This is a genomic window from Salinicoccus albus DSM 19776, assembly GCF_000385175.1.
Taxonomy (GTDB): Bacteria; Bacillota; Bacilli; order Staphylococcales; family Salinicoccaceae; genus Salinicoccus; species Salinicoccus albus.
The window spans coordinates 1-15116 of the sequence record NZ_ARQJ01000015.1; the positions used below are offsets into that span (position 1 = coordinate 1).

A 15116-nucleotide genomic window follows, 5' to 3' on the forward strand; every position below is an offset into this window, starting at 1 on the left:
CTGTATAAAGTTCTCCATTCTGTTCAAATACTTGCAATTGCTCCATTTGATACTTCCTTTCTTTTGGTATAATCTTCCTTATAGGAGGGAGGTGAGATAATGCTTAGTCCAAAACCTGATAACCAGAGACCTTTACTTGGATGGAAGAAACTTGATGAAACACTTCAAGCGAATTTCAAAGTATCCCACAAAAACGAAGAGCCTAAAGCTTCTATTGATGCTGGAAGATACGAAATGTCTCCAGATGAAATTAAAAGTGAAGCCGAGAAACAAGGTTATAAAGTCACTGTTTCTGGAAATCACATCACTTTTGAGTAACTTTAAGTGTTGTAACCTCTGTAGCTAAAACATCAATTTGACTCTGTATTTCAGTAACTCTCTTGATTACAGCTGCAACTGTGATTGAGAGTGTTGCTCCTACTAATAAGTTCTTCATGTTATGCCTCCACAATTACCGATTTGTCAACTTATCATCTAAAAAAATTTTATCTAAATCCAAATCAAGCTTTTCGGCTATCTTCGCAACATCATTTGTACTAAAACGCCTTTGCCCTTCTTCCTTGCGATAATAGGCAACATAACTCTGATACCCCAACGCTTCAGACATTTCCGAAATTGAAAAACCTTTTGCGACTCTTTCTTCTTTGATTCTTCTGATATTAATTTTTTCTCCTACCATATGTTTTCACCTCTCTTACCTATCTGGTAACCATAGATTAACATTACCATAAAGGTAAGTCAATAGATTTTATTTCCAAATCGGAAATTAATTATCTTTTACCGTTGTGGTAACATTGAAGTATATAAAGGAGTGATCTTATGGGTGATAGTGACTTAGGTAAACAAATAAAACATTATCGTAAAATAAGGGGGCTAACTCAAAAAGATTTAGCTGACAAAATAGATGTGTCTAATGTTGTTCTATCTCGATATGAGAGCTCCCAAAGAACTCCTGATACTGAAACACAAGTAAAGCTTGCTGACGTGTTAGAAATTTCATTAGATGAATTGTACGGCAGACAACCAAGACAAGCTGCTGACGACCCCTTCGAGGATGCGGAAGCTTTAATGTTTTCCGATAAGGAAGGTTTCGACAACTTGCCAGAAGAAGAGAAAGAGGCCGTAAAAAAACAGGTCGATGATTTTTTGAATTACATACTCGACCAAAAGAAAAGAGATAAATAGGGATTGACTTCCCTTTTATTTATAAATAATAATTCCATTATCATACATAACTGGGGTTAAATACTTATTTTAGGGGGCTTTTACGTGGCAAAAGAGAAAAAGAAAGGTGGATGCCTGAAGTGGGTAGTCATCATTATTGGTGTACTTATTCTGTTTGGTGCTTGTACTGCTGCATTTAGTGGCGGCGGCGAAGATACTTCGAGTACAGATGAATCTAACACTGAATCAGAAACGACAGCATCAGAAGATACGACAGAAGAAAGCACTGAAGAAGAAACATCAGAAGAATCTACAGAAGAAGATACTGAAGCGCCTGATGGTGCAATCGGTGAGAAAGTTGATGTGGGTAACATGTCATATACTGTGAACGAAATAACTACTGCATCACAAGTTGGCCCTTCTGCTTTCCCTACGACTGCAAATGAAACGTTTATTGTTGTAGATCTCACGGTTACTAATAATGGAGATGAAGCAGTAACAGTGGATTCTACCTATTTCAAATTACTTATTGACGGCGCAACTTTTGATGCTGATTCAGAAGCTTCAATGACTGCGAACCAAAATGAAAACGGCGAAATTGTAAACTCATTCTTCTTGGAAAATCTAAATCCAGGAAGCACATTGAGTGGGAAAATAGTATTTGATGTGAGTCAAACAAATGCGGATAACCCAGAAAAAGTATTAGAAGTTCAAGAAGGTATCTTTGGCACCCAAACAGGCAAAATTAATCTTCAATAATATCAACTAGCTGACCACTAGTACTATACCCGTGGTCAGTCATTTTTTAAACTAAATACCGAACATACGTTCTATTTCAGGAGGTTTTATGCGAATCGAAAGTAAAGTGAATGAGATTGTAGAGTGTTGCATTACGGATCAGTTGGATTTAAATATCCATTATTTATCTTATATGTTTTCTACGCATATTTTATATAACCACAATGCGAATTTCTATTTCAGTAAAAAAGGTGTAGATGTTATTGCAGTAAAAATTGGTGATGCATTTGATATGTGGCGGGCATTTTGTCATGAGGCCGGGCATATGTTTCTTCATTGTACCAATCAGAATATGATGCCCTACGCTTTCAATATGAAGCAGGAGGCAGAAGCAGCCAAGTTTGCACTACTCTTGATGATGCCTGAAAAGCTAATTAGACGGCATGAATTGTATGAGGTTCAAGAAGTCGCTAATTATTTTAATGTACCTATCGATATGGCTTTACATCGTATTGAGATGTTGATCGAGCAGACTAGGCTACAAAATGTTAATTATGGAGTGATGAGATGAAACCGATTAAACAACCGGAAGGTACATATAAATATGATTTTAGGTACAATGGTAGGCGGTACCGAAAGCAAGGGATCAAGAAAAAAAGTGCTGCTGACGCCGAAATCAGAAAAATATTAAACGAAGTGTCACACGGTATAGATGCATCATCCAATGTACTCCTGCATGAGTATTACGAGAGATGGGTAACTGCAAATAAGGAGGAGCGAGTCACAGATAAAACGCTCGATAACTATAAAAATGCACTACGGTTAATTGAATCGTATTTTCCCCAAAACAAGCGAATCAAAGATTTAACCAGTATCGAATACCAAGAGTTTATTAATCATTATGCCAAAGATCATACAAAGGAATCGGTGAGGAAGGTCCATAATGCAGTTAAAGCTTGTCTGGAACATGCAGTACACGATGGGTTGATCTATCGGAACCCCGCATGGAACACTAAAGTGTACGGTAAAGTACCGACCCAGCCAGATCATGAAAAATACATGGAAATCAATCAATATAAAGCGCTGAAAAACGATATTAAACAATATGACAGTCGCAGCGCGTTGTTTATCTACCTATTAATATGTACCGGGGCTCGATTCAGCGAAATCAATCATCTGCAATATAAGGATCTACAGAAAAATACCATCCACTTACCAGGCACTAAAACAGAAACATCAAATCGTACCATAGATATATCTGAATCAGATATGAATCACGTTAAAAAACTATTATCCCAGCGCTCCATTTCTCTGCATGAACCAATTTTTGGTCTGTCCTACAATGCAGTTGAAAAGACATTCAATCATGCTAAGAAGCGCTTAAAGATTCCAGAACATAAAACATTGCATAGTTTGCGACATACCCACTGTAGCTTTTTGTTGTCTCAAGGTGTATCCATTTATTACATCAGCCAAAGATTGGGGCATAAAAATATTAGTATCACTACGCAGGTATACAGTCACCTGCTGAAAGAACATTATCAGGAAGACAATGAAAAAACTTTGGTACTCCTAGGGGGTATGTGATAGATTGACCAGATATTGACCAAACTAATCCCAATTAATACCCTTTATACAACGAGGCCAAAAATAAAAACCCCGTCAAATCAACGTTTGAAGGGGTTTAAGTTAAAACAAATTATTATGTAAGCGGAGATGGAGGGATTCGAACCCTCGCGTCGGCAAAACCGACCTACACCCTTAGCAGGGGCGCCTCTTCAGCCACTTGAGTACATCTCCATGGCTCCACAGGTAGGACTCGAACCTACGACCGATCGGTTAACAGCCGATAGCTCTACCGCTGAGCTACTGTGGAACAATGTTAATTTTTCAATCGAACATTTATAATTATATCGATTTCCACAGATGATTTCAACCGTTTCATATTAGAATTTATATGAAATTTACACCCGGTTCCTGCTCTGCAGCCCATTGATATAATTAATATATGAATGGTAGATTGTTTCATTGACATGAGTGGCTTCGCGATTCGCCATCGCCGGGTACTGAAACTGCATGGCCATTTCTTTTTTCTGATATCTTTCTTTCTGCTGGTTAAACCTATAATGTAATTTCAAGGCATTCAAATATTGATTATTGAAAGAAGCATATGAAATATCGATTTCCAGTTCTTCATTATTCGAGAATTGAACCCGTGTGTTCCCCTTGTCATCCCAATAGGACTGAATGTGTTTAATATTGAACCAATTGTTCTCAGGCACCCGGTCTGAATGGGTACAAAAGTATATGTAAGATCCAAACAGATCGATGATCACCGGGATCTTGCTGGAAATATTCGTCAATGTTTTTGTCAGATCTTTTCTTGATGCATAGTTTTGGGAATGATTCCTGCAATTCCTTTCTATAATCTTATTCGGCGTCAACCTGCATTCCAGGCTGTCTCCGTATGTTTCCCCTATCGTGCTTTCTATGCTGCTTTTGTTATTAAAAGCTGTGATGTACATTGTCTCTTCATGAATTTGATACTGGAGACGGTTCATAGTTTCCCTCCCTGTTAAAATATTCTAATTTCATAATATCACATTATTTAATTTTTGTTAACTATTATATTATAATGTTAAAAGTTATGTTAATTATAAAATTTTAAATGTAATATTACATAAATAAATAGTCAAAAAATTCAAAACACTGTTTGACCAAAGCTGAAACGTGTTATATAATTTATAACAACAAAAATGTTGAAGGGGGAAAACGGTATGAATAAACAAGTCTACCCGGTGAACCAGTTGCGCGTCTTCATCAACACAATTAACGACCTCTCTGCTGAATTGCTGTTACAGGAAGCAATGGATGAGTATAATCATAAATTATATTCTGAAAAAGTTGAGGAAGCTCTGCTGGAAAAAGATGAAGAAAAATTCATGAAATATACCAACTTGCTAAAGGAACTGACTGATGAAGATACTAATGATGAAGCGCAATAATAGAAGCTGACTTTACTTTTGTACCAGGTACATAAGGTAAAGTCAGCTTATTTTAAGCGATGAGATCCAGCAGCTCGTCTTTTGTAATTTTACCTAGATAATGACTGATATCAACGTCTTCAAGTGCTTTGTCAATCGCTGCCTTATTGTGTTCGGCTCCGCTCAGTCTCTCCTCGATTACATCCACTTCACCGACACCGAAGAAATCGCCAAAGATTTTAGCATTTTCAATTCTGCCTTTCTTGACGTTCAATCTGACATCCAGTAATCCAGCATCAAATTTATGGGAAACGTTGTAATTGTACTTCGGATTCTTACCATAGTTCCATTGCCATGTCTGATATTTTTCCTCTGACAATTTATTGATCTTTTCCCAGTCTTCATCAGACAGAACGTATTCTTCGATATTCTCTTCTCCATCGAATATATATGCCAGAATTTTGCGTTTAAAGTCTTCCATTTCGATTTGGCCTTCGGGGAAATCACTGATATTGCCCACACGTCCTCTGACGGATTTAACTCCTTTGGATTCAATTTTTTTAGGATTGACTTTCAGTGCATTCTGCACCTCTCCAACATTACTGTCAAGCATCAGTGTACCGTGCGAGAACATCCTGCCCTTCTGGGTGAACATGGCATTGCCCGATACTTTTTTACCTTTGATTTCCAGATCATTCCGTCCCGATAATTCAGCCGGAATTCCCATATCATTCAATGCGTCCACAATCGGTTTCGTGAAACGTGAAAAATTGTGAAAACTGTTTCCATCATCTTCGGTGATAAAACTGAAGTTCAAATTGCCTTCATCATGATAGACTGCCCCGCCGCCGGAAACACGTCTGACAACCTTAATGTTGTTTTCTTTAATGTATGGCTCATTAATCTCTTCAAAGGTGTTCTGATTTTTCCCAATGATGATGGACGGCTGATTCACATAGAAGAGGAAATATGAATCATCGGTCGGGATTTCACGGAGTACATATTCTTCCATCGCTAAATTTACCATTGGGTCTGTGATGTTTTTATTAGATATAAATTTCAAACGGATTCCTCCTTTTAAAAATAACCAGATATTATCATAATAACATTCTGGTCATGACTTTACATATATTCCGTTCACCTGATGATATAGTCTGCAGTTTCTTTCGCCTGCCTGACACAATCAGGCAGGCCGACACCGTAATGCGAAGCGCCTGTCAGGTACAGACCGGGATAATTGTCTGCCATATACTTATGCACAGCATCGATCCTCGATTTATGACCTGTTTTATACTGGGGCATCGATTGCTCAAGTTTGGTAACGATTGAAAATTCAGGTTTCCCTTCGATATCCATGATCTTATCAAGATCTTTCCTGGCAAGACGAATGATTTCCTCGTCAGTTTTTTCTTGAACAATGAAGTCGCCCGGCCGTCCGACATATGCCCTTAAAAGGGCTTTTCCTTCTGGTGTGGAATGCTTCCACTTTTTATTCGTCCAGGTACAGGCTGTAATTGCAGTATCCATTTTTTTGGCTACAACAAACCCGGTGCCGTCTATATCATTTTTAACCTGGGCACTGTCAAATGCCATAACGACAGTGGCAACACTGGTCGCTTCCATATGTTTGAAGTATTCTAGCGGAAAATCATCGAACCATCTCTTATATTGGAAATGCGGAACGGTTACAACGACATTATCATAACGTTTTGTTTCATTATTCACTGTCACGGAATAAACGCCATCCGCTTTAGTAATTGACTCAACATCCGCATTAAAATGGGTATTTACGCCTTTTTTCTGTACAGTCTTCAAAAGCTGGTCGATAAACGATTGCAGGCCATTTCTAAATTGCAGAAACTGCCCCTGTTTTTTTGTTTTACTGTGGGATGACACGGGTTTTTCGGCAATGGCACCTTTGATCAGACTGCCATATTTATCTTCTCTTTCCTTGAAGTAAGGGAAGGTAGACATCAGACTCAGTTCATCGATATTGGTCGCATAGATTCCTGAAAGCAGTGGTTCTATCATGTTTTCAAGGACCTCATCACCAAGTCTTCTTCTGAAGAACCTTCCCACCGAAACATCCGTGTAAAGCGGCCCGGGCTTTTTAATCAGATCCTTGCCCGCTTTTATCTTGCCCGGTACTGACACCAGATCAGTGGCAAGGAAAGGGCCGAGTTCCGTAGGGACGCCGAGTACTGCTCCCCTCGGCAGTGCTGATAGTTTTTTGTTTGCATAGATGTAGGATTGACCTGTGGAGTTTCTGACCAGTTCCCCTTCCATGCCGATTGCTGAGGCTAGCTCTGTCATAATCTCTTTGCGCGCCAGGTATGATTCAGGCCCAAGTTCAATCGTGAATCCATCTTTTTGATATGTTCGGATCTTACCTCCGGCACGATCCGTTTTTTCATACAAATCCACTTCGATTCCTTCATGTTCAGAAAGATAATAAGCTGTTGCCAGACCTGTGATCCCTGCTCCGATAACTGCTGCTTTCTTCACTGTAATCCGCCTTCTTTTCTAGAGTCTGTTGATTTCGTTAATCATTGCCTGTATAAATCTCTCGTCCGTGTTCGGCATCTCAGGCCTGTGATACCCTGCGCCCACGTTGTCACAAACGACTTTACACTCATAATCATTGTCGTAAAGCACCTCGAGATGTTCACATACAAATCCCAGAGGCAGATAGATAAAATGCTTGTAGCCGTAGGTATCATACAGCTCCTTCGTCAGATCCTGAACATCCGGGCCGAGCCACGGATCCGGTGTATTTCCTTCAGACTGCCATCCGATATGGACGTTTTCAAGATTTGCATGCGCTTTAACCAGGCGTGCTGTCTCTTCAAGCTGATCCGGGTATGGATCATTATGTTCTTTTATCTTCTCGGGCAGACTGTGTGCACTCACGATGGTTGCTGTTTCATCCCGCTCTTCAACAGGGATTTCATTTAATGATGATTTTACAGCCTGAGTCCAGAAATCGATAAACGGCGCCTGCTCATAAAATGACTCAACAGATTTAACCTCGATGCCATATTTTTCAGCCTCGCTCTTAGCCCGTTCATTATAGGTCCCGACTGAAAAATCGGAATAGTGCGGTGCCAGTACTACTGAAACCGCCTCTTTAATGCCATGATTATTCATGGATTCAACCGCATCCTCGATAAAAGGATCAATATGCTTAAGTCCAATGAACAACTCATACTGCACTTCTTTTTGAGAATTATTCAACTGTGCAGCCAGTGCTTCAGCCTGCCTTTTGGTTGTGTCAGCCAGAGGTGATATACCTCCGATTGCCTCGTACCGGTCCTTCAAATCCTGGAGGGCTTCTTCGGAGGGCTTCCTGCCATGCCTGATGTGCGTGTAATACGGTTCAATATCTTCTTCTTTGTAAGGCGTACCGTACGCCATTACCAATAATCCTTTTTTCTCTGTCATTTGGTTCACTTTCCTTTACTGTATTGATGTACAAAAGCCGTTAACTTTTTCAGTGTGTCGGGGCTCACTTCCGGAAATACCCCGTGTCCCAGATTAAATATATGACCTGCGTTTCCGCCCTGATCCAATATTTCTTTTGTCTGTTTTTCAATGACCTCCCAGTCAGCAAGCAGAAGCGCCGGGTCCAGGTTGCCCTGCAGGGCCTTGCCGACACCAAGTGCTCTGGCTTCCTCAATGGATGTTCTCCAGTCGAGTCCCATGACATCCATGTCCAAACTGTTCCATTCAGGAATCAGATGCGAGGCACCGATGCCAAACACGATAACCGGTACACCCAATTTGCGGACCGCATCAATAATCCGGTTCATGGATGGAGAAAGATAATATCCGTAATCATTTTTGTTCAATGCGCCGCCCCAGGAATCGAAAATTTGAATCATTTTCGCTCCGGATTCAACCTGGGCGGTCAAATAGCGAATACTCATATCTGTCAGCTTATCCATCAGCTTAAACCAAGTATCGGGCTGATTGTACATCATCGTTTTTGTTTTATGGTAATTTTTGGACGGTCCGCCTTCAATCATGTAGCTCGCCACAGTGAATGGCGCACCGCAAAAACCGATCAGCGGTACATTCAATTTCTCTTCAGTCAGTATTTTTATCGTTTTGCAGACATAATCGAGGTCTTTATATGGGTCAAGTTCACCGAGTTTTTCCACATCATCGATATTGCGGATCGGATTGTGTATGACCGGTCCCACACCTTTTTTTATCTCAACATCCATGCCGATTGGCGCCAGAGGCGAAACGATATCTTTATAAAGAACCGCTGCATCAACATTGTAGTTTTCCACTGGAGTCGCCGTTAAATAAGCTGTCAGCTCAGGCTGATGCGTAATTTCCATAAGGGAGTATTTTTCTTTAACTTTGTTATATTCCGGCTGGCTGCGGCCGACCTGTCTCATGAACCACACAGGTGTATACTCCGTCTTTTCTCCCCTCGCCGCTTTGATGATCGTATCATTGAACAATATATTTTCCTCCAATATTCTGTATATCACTCAACATTCTAACATATTGTTTATAATAATTATTGTTAACTTTAAGAATGTCAAAAATTTGATTCATTTCAATTGTGTTTAACCGATAATTGGGAAAGGTATATATGATCAAGAACGATATACGAGGTGAACATAATGAATTTACATTTGACAACAGGGACAGTCTCCTATCTAAAAAGCCTGAAAAAAGCGCATCCCGAAGTAAATATTGCAGCAATCGGCCATGAAGCACTTTTATATTATGAAGACGGCAGTGAATCATCTGTTTTCAAAACAAGGCGCACATTTTCATTGATCAGATCTTTTGGCGTTCTGGAAGAAAATAACACCACATCAGTACACACCATCCCGGTAGCCAGCGACAAGCGCGAAAGTATAACAGCGCATCTTTCGGAATTGTATAGTGTGGTTCAAAATGTCAGGGGGGCCCAGGCCGTAAGAATCGGGGAGTCTGTTGAGGACAGTACTTTTATCGCATTGATCCAATGGGCTGCTGCCTCTACCTATAATGACTTTAAAGACACGGCGGATTACAGCGATTATCTGAGTGCAAAAGTATTGAAACGGTTCAGAACCGCCGAATCCCTATTCCAGGAGACCATCACTTCGAAAATATATATGCCGCTCGAGGAGAATGTGGAATCTGATCCATATGATGAAGAGAGGAGTTAAGCGACAGAAACGATCAGTCGCTTAGTTCTTTTTCCTTTTTGTATACCCCTTTGCTGAGCACTCTGTTTATCAGATAGCCCCATAGTGGAAATACAGTTGCTGCATAGAAATACACCGGATGCACGACTGTAAAAATTATCGCAAAAATCAAGGAAATAACGAAAACGAGTTTATGAGAATATGCAATATAACTCTCCTGGATATACTCCCGCTTCACCGGCCATACTTTTGGCCACAGCAGATAAGCCTGGGCGGTGTAGATCTGGGACAACTGCAGGACGATGATATAAATGCCGAAAAGCACAATGATCACAGACAGATAAAGATTGGAGATCCATATCATCACAACAGCAAAGATAATAATCAGTCGCAGTATAATCATGGGCAGATCATGATCCCTTGCAAATGTCCTGTAGAAAAGAAACTCGTACATATTTTCTTTGTTGAACGCTTTCCCTTTCGGTTTCCACAGCAGGCGGTCCAAATACTTTCTTCTTTTGAACTGTTTATCCACATGACTTACATTGGTAAACAGTGAAACATTTCTGTAGTAACGGTTCAGCTGGACTTCTTCATATTCGATGAAAGCATTCCAATCCAAAACCTTGTGACTCCTGCTTTTGACATAAAGTGATAATGCATATGTGAGAGTAACAGGCAGAATGACCCACAGTACATGCTGAAGAATGAGGAAGAGACTCAGTATATTCATCACAAAAACTGTAACCAGCAGTGTTACATTTGATAAATCTGTATTAATTGCATTTTTTCTGATATGGAAGTTCGCCATGTAGAACAGTGCTGATATGATTGCAAAAACAATGACTGCAGGCAGGTCATGACCTGAAGAAAGAATAAGTACAGCGACAGCCCCGCCGATTACAGGCTTCATAACGCTCAATGACAATGAATATCTGTCCGCATTTTTAAAATAACCTCCCATCCGCTTTTCGTAGGGAAGGAGGAATAATCCGTCCGCTTCTTTCAACAGTGATCTGTAGCCCGGTAAAACCAGCAGACTCATGATGAGTGCTGCCGTGATATCCAGCCAGATGGAATATTCAATCGTCTGCAGTGCACCCAGCAGTGTGTATAGGAAGACACCGGCAGCGATGGTAAGAAAAATCAGGAAATGACTGTTGAATATGAACTTGCCATAATAACTCCTTCGACTGATATCCTCATTCATCCTCGGTTTAAAAAGGTGATCAGGCATTTTCTCTGCTGCCTCCTGTAATTTCGAGATATACTTCATCCAGGTTTTTATCCGCCATGCCAAACTCTTCCCTCAGTTCATCCAGCGTACCGACTGTGATCATTTTTCCGTTATCGATAATGGCGAAACGGTCACAATATTTCTCGGCGGTCGCCAGAATGTGAGTACTCATCAGTATGGATCTGCCCTGTGACCGTTCGTTGATCATCAGGTCAATCAGAGAATCTATGCCTAAAGGATCCAGTCCCAAAAAAGGTTCATCGATAATGTACAATTCCGGTTTCGCCAGGAACGCACATATCAACATCACTTTCTGCTTCATCCCCTTGGAAAAATGCGTCGGAAACATATCCATCTTCGTCTTTAGCCTGAAAATTTTTAAAAGCTCGTCTGCCCGTCCAAGCGCAATGTCTTCATCAATGCCATATGCCATTGCAGTCATCTGGATATGTTCTTTCAGGGTCAGCTCTTCGTAGAGTACAGGGGCCTCCGGGATATAGCCGAGCTGTCTTCTGTAATTTTCAGCATCATCCGCCATAGTCATGCCACTGACCCGTATTTCACCCGAATGCGGCCTCAGGAGCCCTAATATATGCTTGATGGTTGTACTCTTTCCCGCACCATTAAGGCCGATGAGCCCAACTATTTCACCTTTTTCAATGTTCATGGAAATATCATGTATCACAGGGGTTTTAGAATAACCGCCTGTCAGATGGTTAATTTTGAGTACCATAACCGACTTCCTTTTATTTATAATCAAATATTTGTATACTTATATTAAACAAATATATCATATCAATACAATGGAGGTACAATGAATGAGCAAAACAGTTTTTGAAAAAATAGCAGACGGTGAAATCCCTGGAAATATCGTATATGAAGATGACATTTGCATCGCATTCATGGATGCTTTCCCTCTGTCCAAAGGGCATACTCTGGTTGTCCCGAGAAAACCGATTGAAAATATATATGATTTGGATGAAGAGACGGGTGCCCATCTGATGAAAATCATTACTAAAGTGGCGAATGCGGTTAAAGATGCATTTGAACCCGCCGGCCTTAATGTTATTCAGAACAATGGATCTTTCGCTTCCCAATCGGTTTATCATATCCATTTCCACCTGGTGCCGAGATATGAAAATGAGTACGACGGATTTGGCTACCAGTGGAATCAGGACCCGAATGAACGTTCCGACGAAGAAAAGAAAGAGATTGAACAGATGCTCAAAGATAAACTCGATGTATAACTGATATAATCTACGGGTAATATTCTATAAACAGCTAAAGGACGTGAAAATCAAATGAAAATTAAAAACCTTGGCATCGGATTTCTTGTTGGTGTCACCGGGGGCGCCCTGATTGCAGTATTAAACGCACCCAAATCAGGCAGCGACCTCCAGTCCTCCCTCAGATCAAATTCAGACAGCATGAAATCCCAAATGAACCAATTGAAGATTGAAGCTGGTGAAGTCAAATCATCATTCCTGACAACCAAGCATGAGTCCCAGGAAGTATTCAAAACACTGGGCGATGAAATTAAAACAATGGTCAATAACTTCCAGGCTGACATCAATCCGAATATTGAACGTCTTAAAGAGAACGGGGAGAATCTCCAGAATCGCGGAGAAGAAATTCAGAAATCGGTCAGTAATATACAGGATAACTTTAAGTTTAAGTTTAAATAATTGTCATTCAGCAGCGGTGTACAATCATTTGTACCCCGCTGTTATATTGTGATATATTGACATCTGTAGTTAAAACTAAAGGAGATTTGTGCAATGAAGAAAAAACTAGCTCCGATTGTCATCGGTGTCGGACTGATTGGCCTTGCAGGTTGCGCAGGAGGCAATGACAGCGGGGATTCAGAGAACGGAAGCAGCGACAGCGGTGAAACAGAATTTGGTGATGTACTTGCAACAAGTGATGCCGGAGAGGTAACCTCAGACGATATACTTAATCAAATTGGCACGGATCAGGTCGCCAATCAAACATTCCAGTTAACATTGGATACGATCCTGCAGGATAAATACAGCGACGAAGTAGATGTAGAGGAAGTGGAGTCTCAAGTCGACGAACAGGTTGAACAGATGGGCGGTGAAGAACAGTTTTCCATGATGCTTCAACAGCAGCAGCCGGGCGTGACTGTTGAAGATTATAAACAACAGCGCGTTAACAATGCATATCATGATCAGTTTTTCCAGGAGCAATTTGAAATCACGGATGAGGAAGCCATAGATTCAGTCAGAGAAGCTTCCCACATTCTGATTGGCGTTCAGCCGGAAGAAGGCGAACAACAGCAGCAACAGCAACAAATGCAGCAGCCTCAAAGCGATCTGACGGATGAAGAAGCTCAGGAAAAAGCCAACTCTCTAAAAGAGGAACTGGATAACGGTGCCGACTTCGGAGAACTCGCTTCAGAAAACTCCGATGATCAGGGCAGTGCTCAGAACAACGGGCAACTGGGTTACGTACAGCAGGGTCAAATGGTGGAAGAATTTGAAAACACCCTCTGGGAACTTGAACCCGGTGAAGTTTCAGAACCTGTACAATCAGAGAATGGATATCATATCATCAAACGCCATGAAGAAGAAAACATCGAAGAAGACCTGCCGACGATCAAACAGCAGGTTGTCAACCAGCGCATACAGGAAAATCAGGATCAAGTGCTTCAGTTCTACAGGGATGTGCTTGAGGAATACAATGCAGAATTCGAAAATGAAGAAATCAGGACATTTATCGAAGATACTTACCTGAATCCGGAGTCTGAAGAATCAACAGAACAAGGCTCAGGTTCAGGCGGAGAGTCTTCGGAAGAATCCACTGAAGAGGCTTCTTCCGAAGAAGAGTCCACTGAAGAATAATAAGAAGCCCGCTCAACAAATGAGCGGGCTTCTTTTATTCGAACGACTCCGGTTTGTAGAGCGATCTGCCTTCAAGCGGGAACAGACGCTCAGTAAACTGTCCTTTATCCGCCTTATTCAGATGCTTGTCCATCATCATCATCCGGGCGTCGATATTATCAATATAATGAAGTATCTCCGCCTCTTTGAGCATCGGCTGTTTGGGTGAACCATATTCAAGCTTGCCGTGATGACTTAAAATCATATGTTTAAGCAGCATCACTTCTTCGCTTTCAATATTGAGCTCTTCGGCCACCCTGGCCACTTCTTCGCTTGCGATGACAATGTGACCAATCAGATTACCTTCTGTGGTGTAGGTGGTACCCACAGGTCCAGTCAGCTCTTTGACTTTGCCAACATCATGCAGAATGATCGCACTGTATAACAGGCTGCGGTTGAGTGACGGATATATGTCACACAGGGACTCTGCAGTCCTCAGCATGAAGTGGACATGGTAGGCAAGGCCGGATACGAAGTCATGATGATAGGTCATGGCTGCAGGATACGAGAGAAATTCTTTTCTGTATTTGTTCAATATCTGCCTGACGATTCTCTGCAGGCTCCCATTTTCAATTTTAATGACGTAATCCATAATACTTTCATGAAGGGTTTCTTCATCAATTGGTGCCTTTTCAACAAAATCTTTGGGACTCAGACCGTCCTCATCACCCGCTGTTCTGAAAGCGGCGATCTTCATCTGTTTCTTTCCGCGGTAATCGATGACATCGCCTTTCACTTTAATCAAAGTTTCGGGTTTAAGGACTTCCATATCTTCTTTCGTCACAGTCCAGAGTTTCGCTTCTATTTCCCCTGTTTTATCCTGCAGATACAGTGTCATATACGGTTTTCCCTGTGTAGTTACACCCTGCTGGCTCCTTTTGATCAGGTAGAAGGCCTCGACCGAATCTCCCGGTTTAAGTTTCTCCACATTATTAATCTG

20 protein-coding genes and 2 tRNA genes are annotated in these 15116 nt (G+C 41.1%); 10 read left to right on the forward strand and 12 right to left on the reverse strand.

Annotated elements, in window-relative coordinates; genetic code table 11:
- Window positions 1-99 precede the first annotated feature (99 nt).
- Window positions 100-318 (forward strand): hypothetical protein, encoded by a 219-nt coding sequence (locus tag G343_RS0101310; RefSeq protein WP_020006326.1) that lies wholly within the window; start codon window positions 100-102, stop codon window positions 316-318.
- Here G343_RS0101310 and G343_RS15810 read toward each other — a convergent pair.
- Window positions 305-436, reverse strand: a complete 132-nt coding sequence (locus G343_RS15810; RefSeq protein ID WP_020006327.1) for a hypothetical protein — start codon at window positions 434-436, stop codon at window positions 305-307. The two genes, G343_RS0101310 and G343_RS15810, sit on opposite strands and share 14 nt — an antisense overlap.
- Before the next feature lie 15 nt (window positions 437-451).
- Window positions 452-679 carry a helix-turn-helix domain-containing protein gene (locus tag G343_RS0101320; RefSeq protein WP_020006328.1) on the reverse strand — a complete coding sequence of 76 codons (228 nt, stop codon included), beginning with the start codon at window positions 677-679 and terminating at the stop codon, window positions 452-454.
- 140 nt (window positions 680-819) lie between these two features.
- Between G343_RS0101320 and G343_RS14920 the strand changes: the two genes are divergently transcribed.
- The 4 genes from G343_RS14920 (at window position 820) to G343_RS0101340 (ending at window position 3489) form a co-directional block, all read left to right on the forward strand.
- Window positions 820-1185, forward strand: coding sequence for a helix-turn-helix domain-containing protein (locus G343_RS14920; protein ID WP_020006329.1), 366 nt, complete (start codon window positions 820-822; stop codon window positions 1183-1185).
- A gap of 84 nt (window positions 1186-1269) precedes the next feature.
- Window positions 1270-1923, forward strand: a complete 654-nt coding sequence (locus G343_RS0101330; RefSeq protein ID WP_020006330.1) for a DUF4352 domain-containing protein — start codon at window positions 1270-1272, stop codon at window positions 1921-1923.
- An 88-nt stretch (window positions 1924-2011) separates the two neighbouring features.
- The gene (locus G343_RS14135; protein WP_020006331.1) at window positions 2012-2473 is read left to right on the forward strand and encodes an ImmA/IrrE family metallo-endopeptidase; all 462 of its coding nucleotides are present in this window, start codon (window positions 2012-2014) and stop codon (window positions 2471-2473) included.
- Window positions 2470-3489 (forward strand): tyrosine-type recombinase/integrase, encoded by a 1020-nt coding sequence (locus tag G343_RS0101340; RefSeq protein WP_020006332.1) that lies wholly within the window; start codon window positions 2470-2472, stop codon window positions 3487-3489. Before G343_RS14135 ends, G343_RS0101340 begins: the two co-directional genes overlap by 4 nt.
- A 124-nt stretch (window positions 3490-3613) precedes the next feature.
- Here the strand turns inward: G343_RS0101340 and G343_RS0101345 are convergent.
- The 3 genes from G343_RS0101345 to G343_RS0101355 form a co-directional block, all read right to left on the reverse strand.
- Window positions 3614-3702 (reverse strand) — tRNA-Ser (locus G343_RS0101345).
- A 1-nt stretch (window position 3703) separates the two neighbouring features.
- Window positions 3704-3778 (reverse strand) — tRNA-Asn (locus G343_RS0101350).
- 88 nt (window positions 3779-3866) lie between these two features.
- Window positions 3867-4463, reverse strand: coding sequence for a competence protein ComK (locus tag G343_RS0101355; protein WP_020006333.1), 597 nt, complete (start codon window positions 4461-4463; stop codon window positions 3867-3869).
- A gap of 216 nt (window positions 4464-4679) precedes the next feature.
- Here G343_RS0101355 and G343_RS0101360 point away from each other — a divergent pair, with 216 nt between their 5' ends.
- The gene (locus tag G343_RS0101360; protein ID WP_020006334.1) at window positions 4680-4907 is read left to right on the forward strand and encodes a hypothetical protein; all 228 of its coding nucleotides are present in this window, start codon (window positions 4680-4682) and stop codon (window positions 4905-4907) included.
- Window positions 4908-4959: 52 nt separating this feature from the next.
- Here G343_RS0101360 and lplA read toward each other — a convergent pair whose 3' ends face one another.
- From lplA to hemE, 4 genes are all read right to left on the reverse strand, one after another.
- On the reverse strand, window positions 4960-5949 hold the full coding sequence (gene lplA, locus G343_RS0101365) for a lipoate--protein ligase (RefSeq protein WP_020006335.1): 990 nt from the start codon (window positions 5947-5949) through the stop codon (window positions 4960-4962).
- A 74-nt stretch (window positions 5950-6023) separates the two neighbouring features.
- Window positions 6024-7391: a protoporphyrinogen oxidase gene (hemY, locus tag G343_RS0101370; RefSeq protein WP_020006336.1), complete on the reverse strand. Its 1368-nt coding sequence runs from the start codon at window positions 7389-7391 to the stop codon at window positions 6024-6026.
- Between the two features lie 18 nt (window positions 7392-7409).
- Window positions 7410-8327: a ferrochelatase gene (gene hemH, locus G343_RS0101375; protein ID WP_020006337.1), complete on the reverse strand. Its 918-nt coding sequence runs from the start codon at window positions 8325-8327 to the stop codon at window positions 7410-7412.
- A gap of 5 nt (window positions 8328-8332) precedes the next feature.
- Window positions 8333-9358 carry a uroporphyrinogen decarboxylase gene (gene hemE, locus G343_RS0101380; protein ID WP_020006338.1) on the reverse strand — a complete coding sequence of 342 codons (1026 nt, stop codon included), beginning with the start codon at window positions 9356-9358 and terminating at the stop codon, window positions 8333-8335.
- A gap of 165 nt (window positions 9359-9523) precedes the next feature.
- Between hemE and G343_RS0101385 the strand changes: the two genes are divergently transcribed.
- Window positions 9524-10060, forward strand: coding sequence for a hypothetical protein (locus G343_RS0101385; RefSeq protein ID WP_020006339.1), 537 nt, complete (start codon window positions 9524-9526; stop codon window positions 10058-10060).
- A 13-nt stretch (window positions 10061-10073) separates the two neighbouring features.
- Here the strand turns inward: G343_RS0101385 and G343_RS0101390 are convergent, their stop codons facing one another.
- Complete coding sequence (locus G343_RS0101390) at window positions 10074-11276, reverse strand: ABC transporter permease (RefSeq protein WP_020006340.1); 1203 nt, start codon at window positions 11274-11276, stop codon at window positions 10074-10076.
- Entirely contained in the window at window positions 11269-12009 is a 741-nt protein-coding gene (locus tag G343_RS0101395; protein WP_020006341.1) for an ABC transporter ATP-binding protein, read from the reverse strand. The genes G343_RS0101390 and G343_RS0101395 overlap by 8 nt, the downstream gene beginning before the upstream one ends.
- Before the next feature lie 85 nt (window positions 12010-12094).
- Here G343_RS0101395 and G343_RS0101400 point away from each other — a divergent pair, with 85 nt between their 5' ends.
- The 3 genes from G343_RS0101400 (at window position 12095) to G343_RS0101410 (ending at window position 14137) form a co-directional block, all read left to right on the forward strand.
- Window positions 12095-12523, forward strand: a complete 429-nt coding sequence (locus G343_RS0101400) for an HIT family protein (protein ID WP_020006342.1) — start codon at window positions 12095-12097, stop codon at window positions 12521-12523.
- Between the two features lie 54 nt (window positions 12524-12577).
- Entirely contained in the window at window positions 12578-12961 is a 384-nt protein-coding gene (locus G343_RS0101405) for a YtxH domain-containing protein (protein WP_020006343.1), read from the forward strand.
- Window positions 12962-13054: 93 nt separating this feature from the next.
- Window positions 13055-14137 (forward strand): peptidylprolyl isomerase, encoded by a 1083-nt coding sequence (locus tag G343_RS0101410; RefSeq protein ID WP_020006344.1) that lies wholly within the window; start codon window positions 13055-13057, stop codon window positions 14135-14137.
- 34 nt (window positions 14138-14171) lie between these two features.
- On the opposite strand, the gene yhaM is transcribed toward G343_RS0101410, so the two are convergent.
- Entirely contained in the window at window positions 14172-15113 is a 942-nt protein-coding gene (yhaM, locus tag G343_RS0101415) for a 3'-5' exoribonuclease YhaM (RefSeq protein WP_026366225.1), read from the reverse strand.
- Between the last annotated feature and the right edge of the window lie 3 nt (window positions 15114-15116).

Excerpts from the sequence above, each read along its gene's own strand:
- G343_RS0101310 (WP_020006326.1), top strand. The coding sequence starts at position 100 with ATGCTTAGTCCAAAACCTGATAACCAGAGACCTTTACTTGGATGGAAG.
- G343_RS0101395 (WP_020006341.1), bottom strand. The coding sequence starts at position 12,009 with ATGGTACTCAAAATTAACCATCTGACAGGCGGTTATTCTAAAACCCCT.
- G343_RS0101405 (WP_020006343.1), top strand. The coding sequence starts at position 12,578 with ATGAAAATTAAAAACCTTGGCATCGGATTTCTTGTTGGTGTCACCGGG.
- G343_RS0101390 (WP_020006340.1), bottom strand. The coding sequence starts at position 11,276 with ATGCCTGATCACCTTTTTAAACCGAGGATGAATGAGGATATCAGTCGA.
- G343_RS14135 (WP_020006331.1), top strand. The coding sequence starts at position 2,012 with ATGCGAATCGAAAGTAAAGTGAATGAGATTGTAGAGTGTTGCATTACG.
- G343_RS0101385 (WP_020006339.1), top strand. The coding sequence starts at position 9,524 with ATGAATTTACATTTGACAACAGGGACAGTCTCCTATCTAAAAAGCCTG.
- G343_RS0101355 (WP_020006333.1), bottom strand. The coding sequence starts at position 4,463 with ATGAACCGTCTCCAGTATCAAATTCATGAAGAGACAATGTACATCACA.
- G343_RS0101400 (WP_020006342.1), top strand. The coding sequence starts at position 12,095 with ATGAGCAAAACAGTTTTTGAAAAAATAGCAGACGGTGAAATCCCTGGA.
- hemH (WP_020006337.1), bottom strand. The coding sequence starts at position 8,327 with ATGACAGAGAAAAAAGGATTATTGGTAATGGCGTACGGTACGCCTTAC.
- G343_RS0101410 (WP_020006344.1), top strand. The coding sequence starts at position 13,055 with ATGAAGAAAAAACTAGCTCCGATTGTCATCGGTGTCGGACTGATTGGC.
- G343_RS14920 (WP_020006329.1), top strand. The coding sequence starts at position 820 with ATGGGTGATAGTGACTTAGGTAAACAAATAAAACATTATCGTAAAATA.
- G343_RS0101360 (WP_020006334.1), top strand. The coding sequence starts at position 4,680 with ATGAATAAACAAGTCTACCCGGTGAACCAGTTGCGCGTCTTCATCAAC.
- G343_RS0101340 (WP_020006332.1), top strand. The coding sequence starts at position 2,470 with ATGAAACCGATTAAACAACCGGAAGGTACATATAAATATGATTTTAGG.
- G343_RS15810 (WP_020006327.1), bottom strand. The coding sequence starts at position 436 with ATGAAGAACTTATTAGTAGGAGCAACACTCTCAATCACAGTTGCAGCT.
- G343_RS0101320 (WP_020006328.1), bottom strand. The coding sequence starts at position 679 with ATGGTAGGAGAAAAAATTAATATCAGAAGAATCAAAGAAGAAAGAGTC.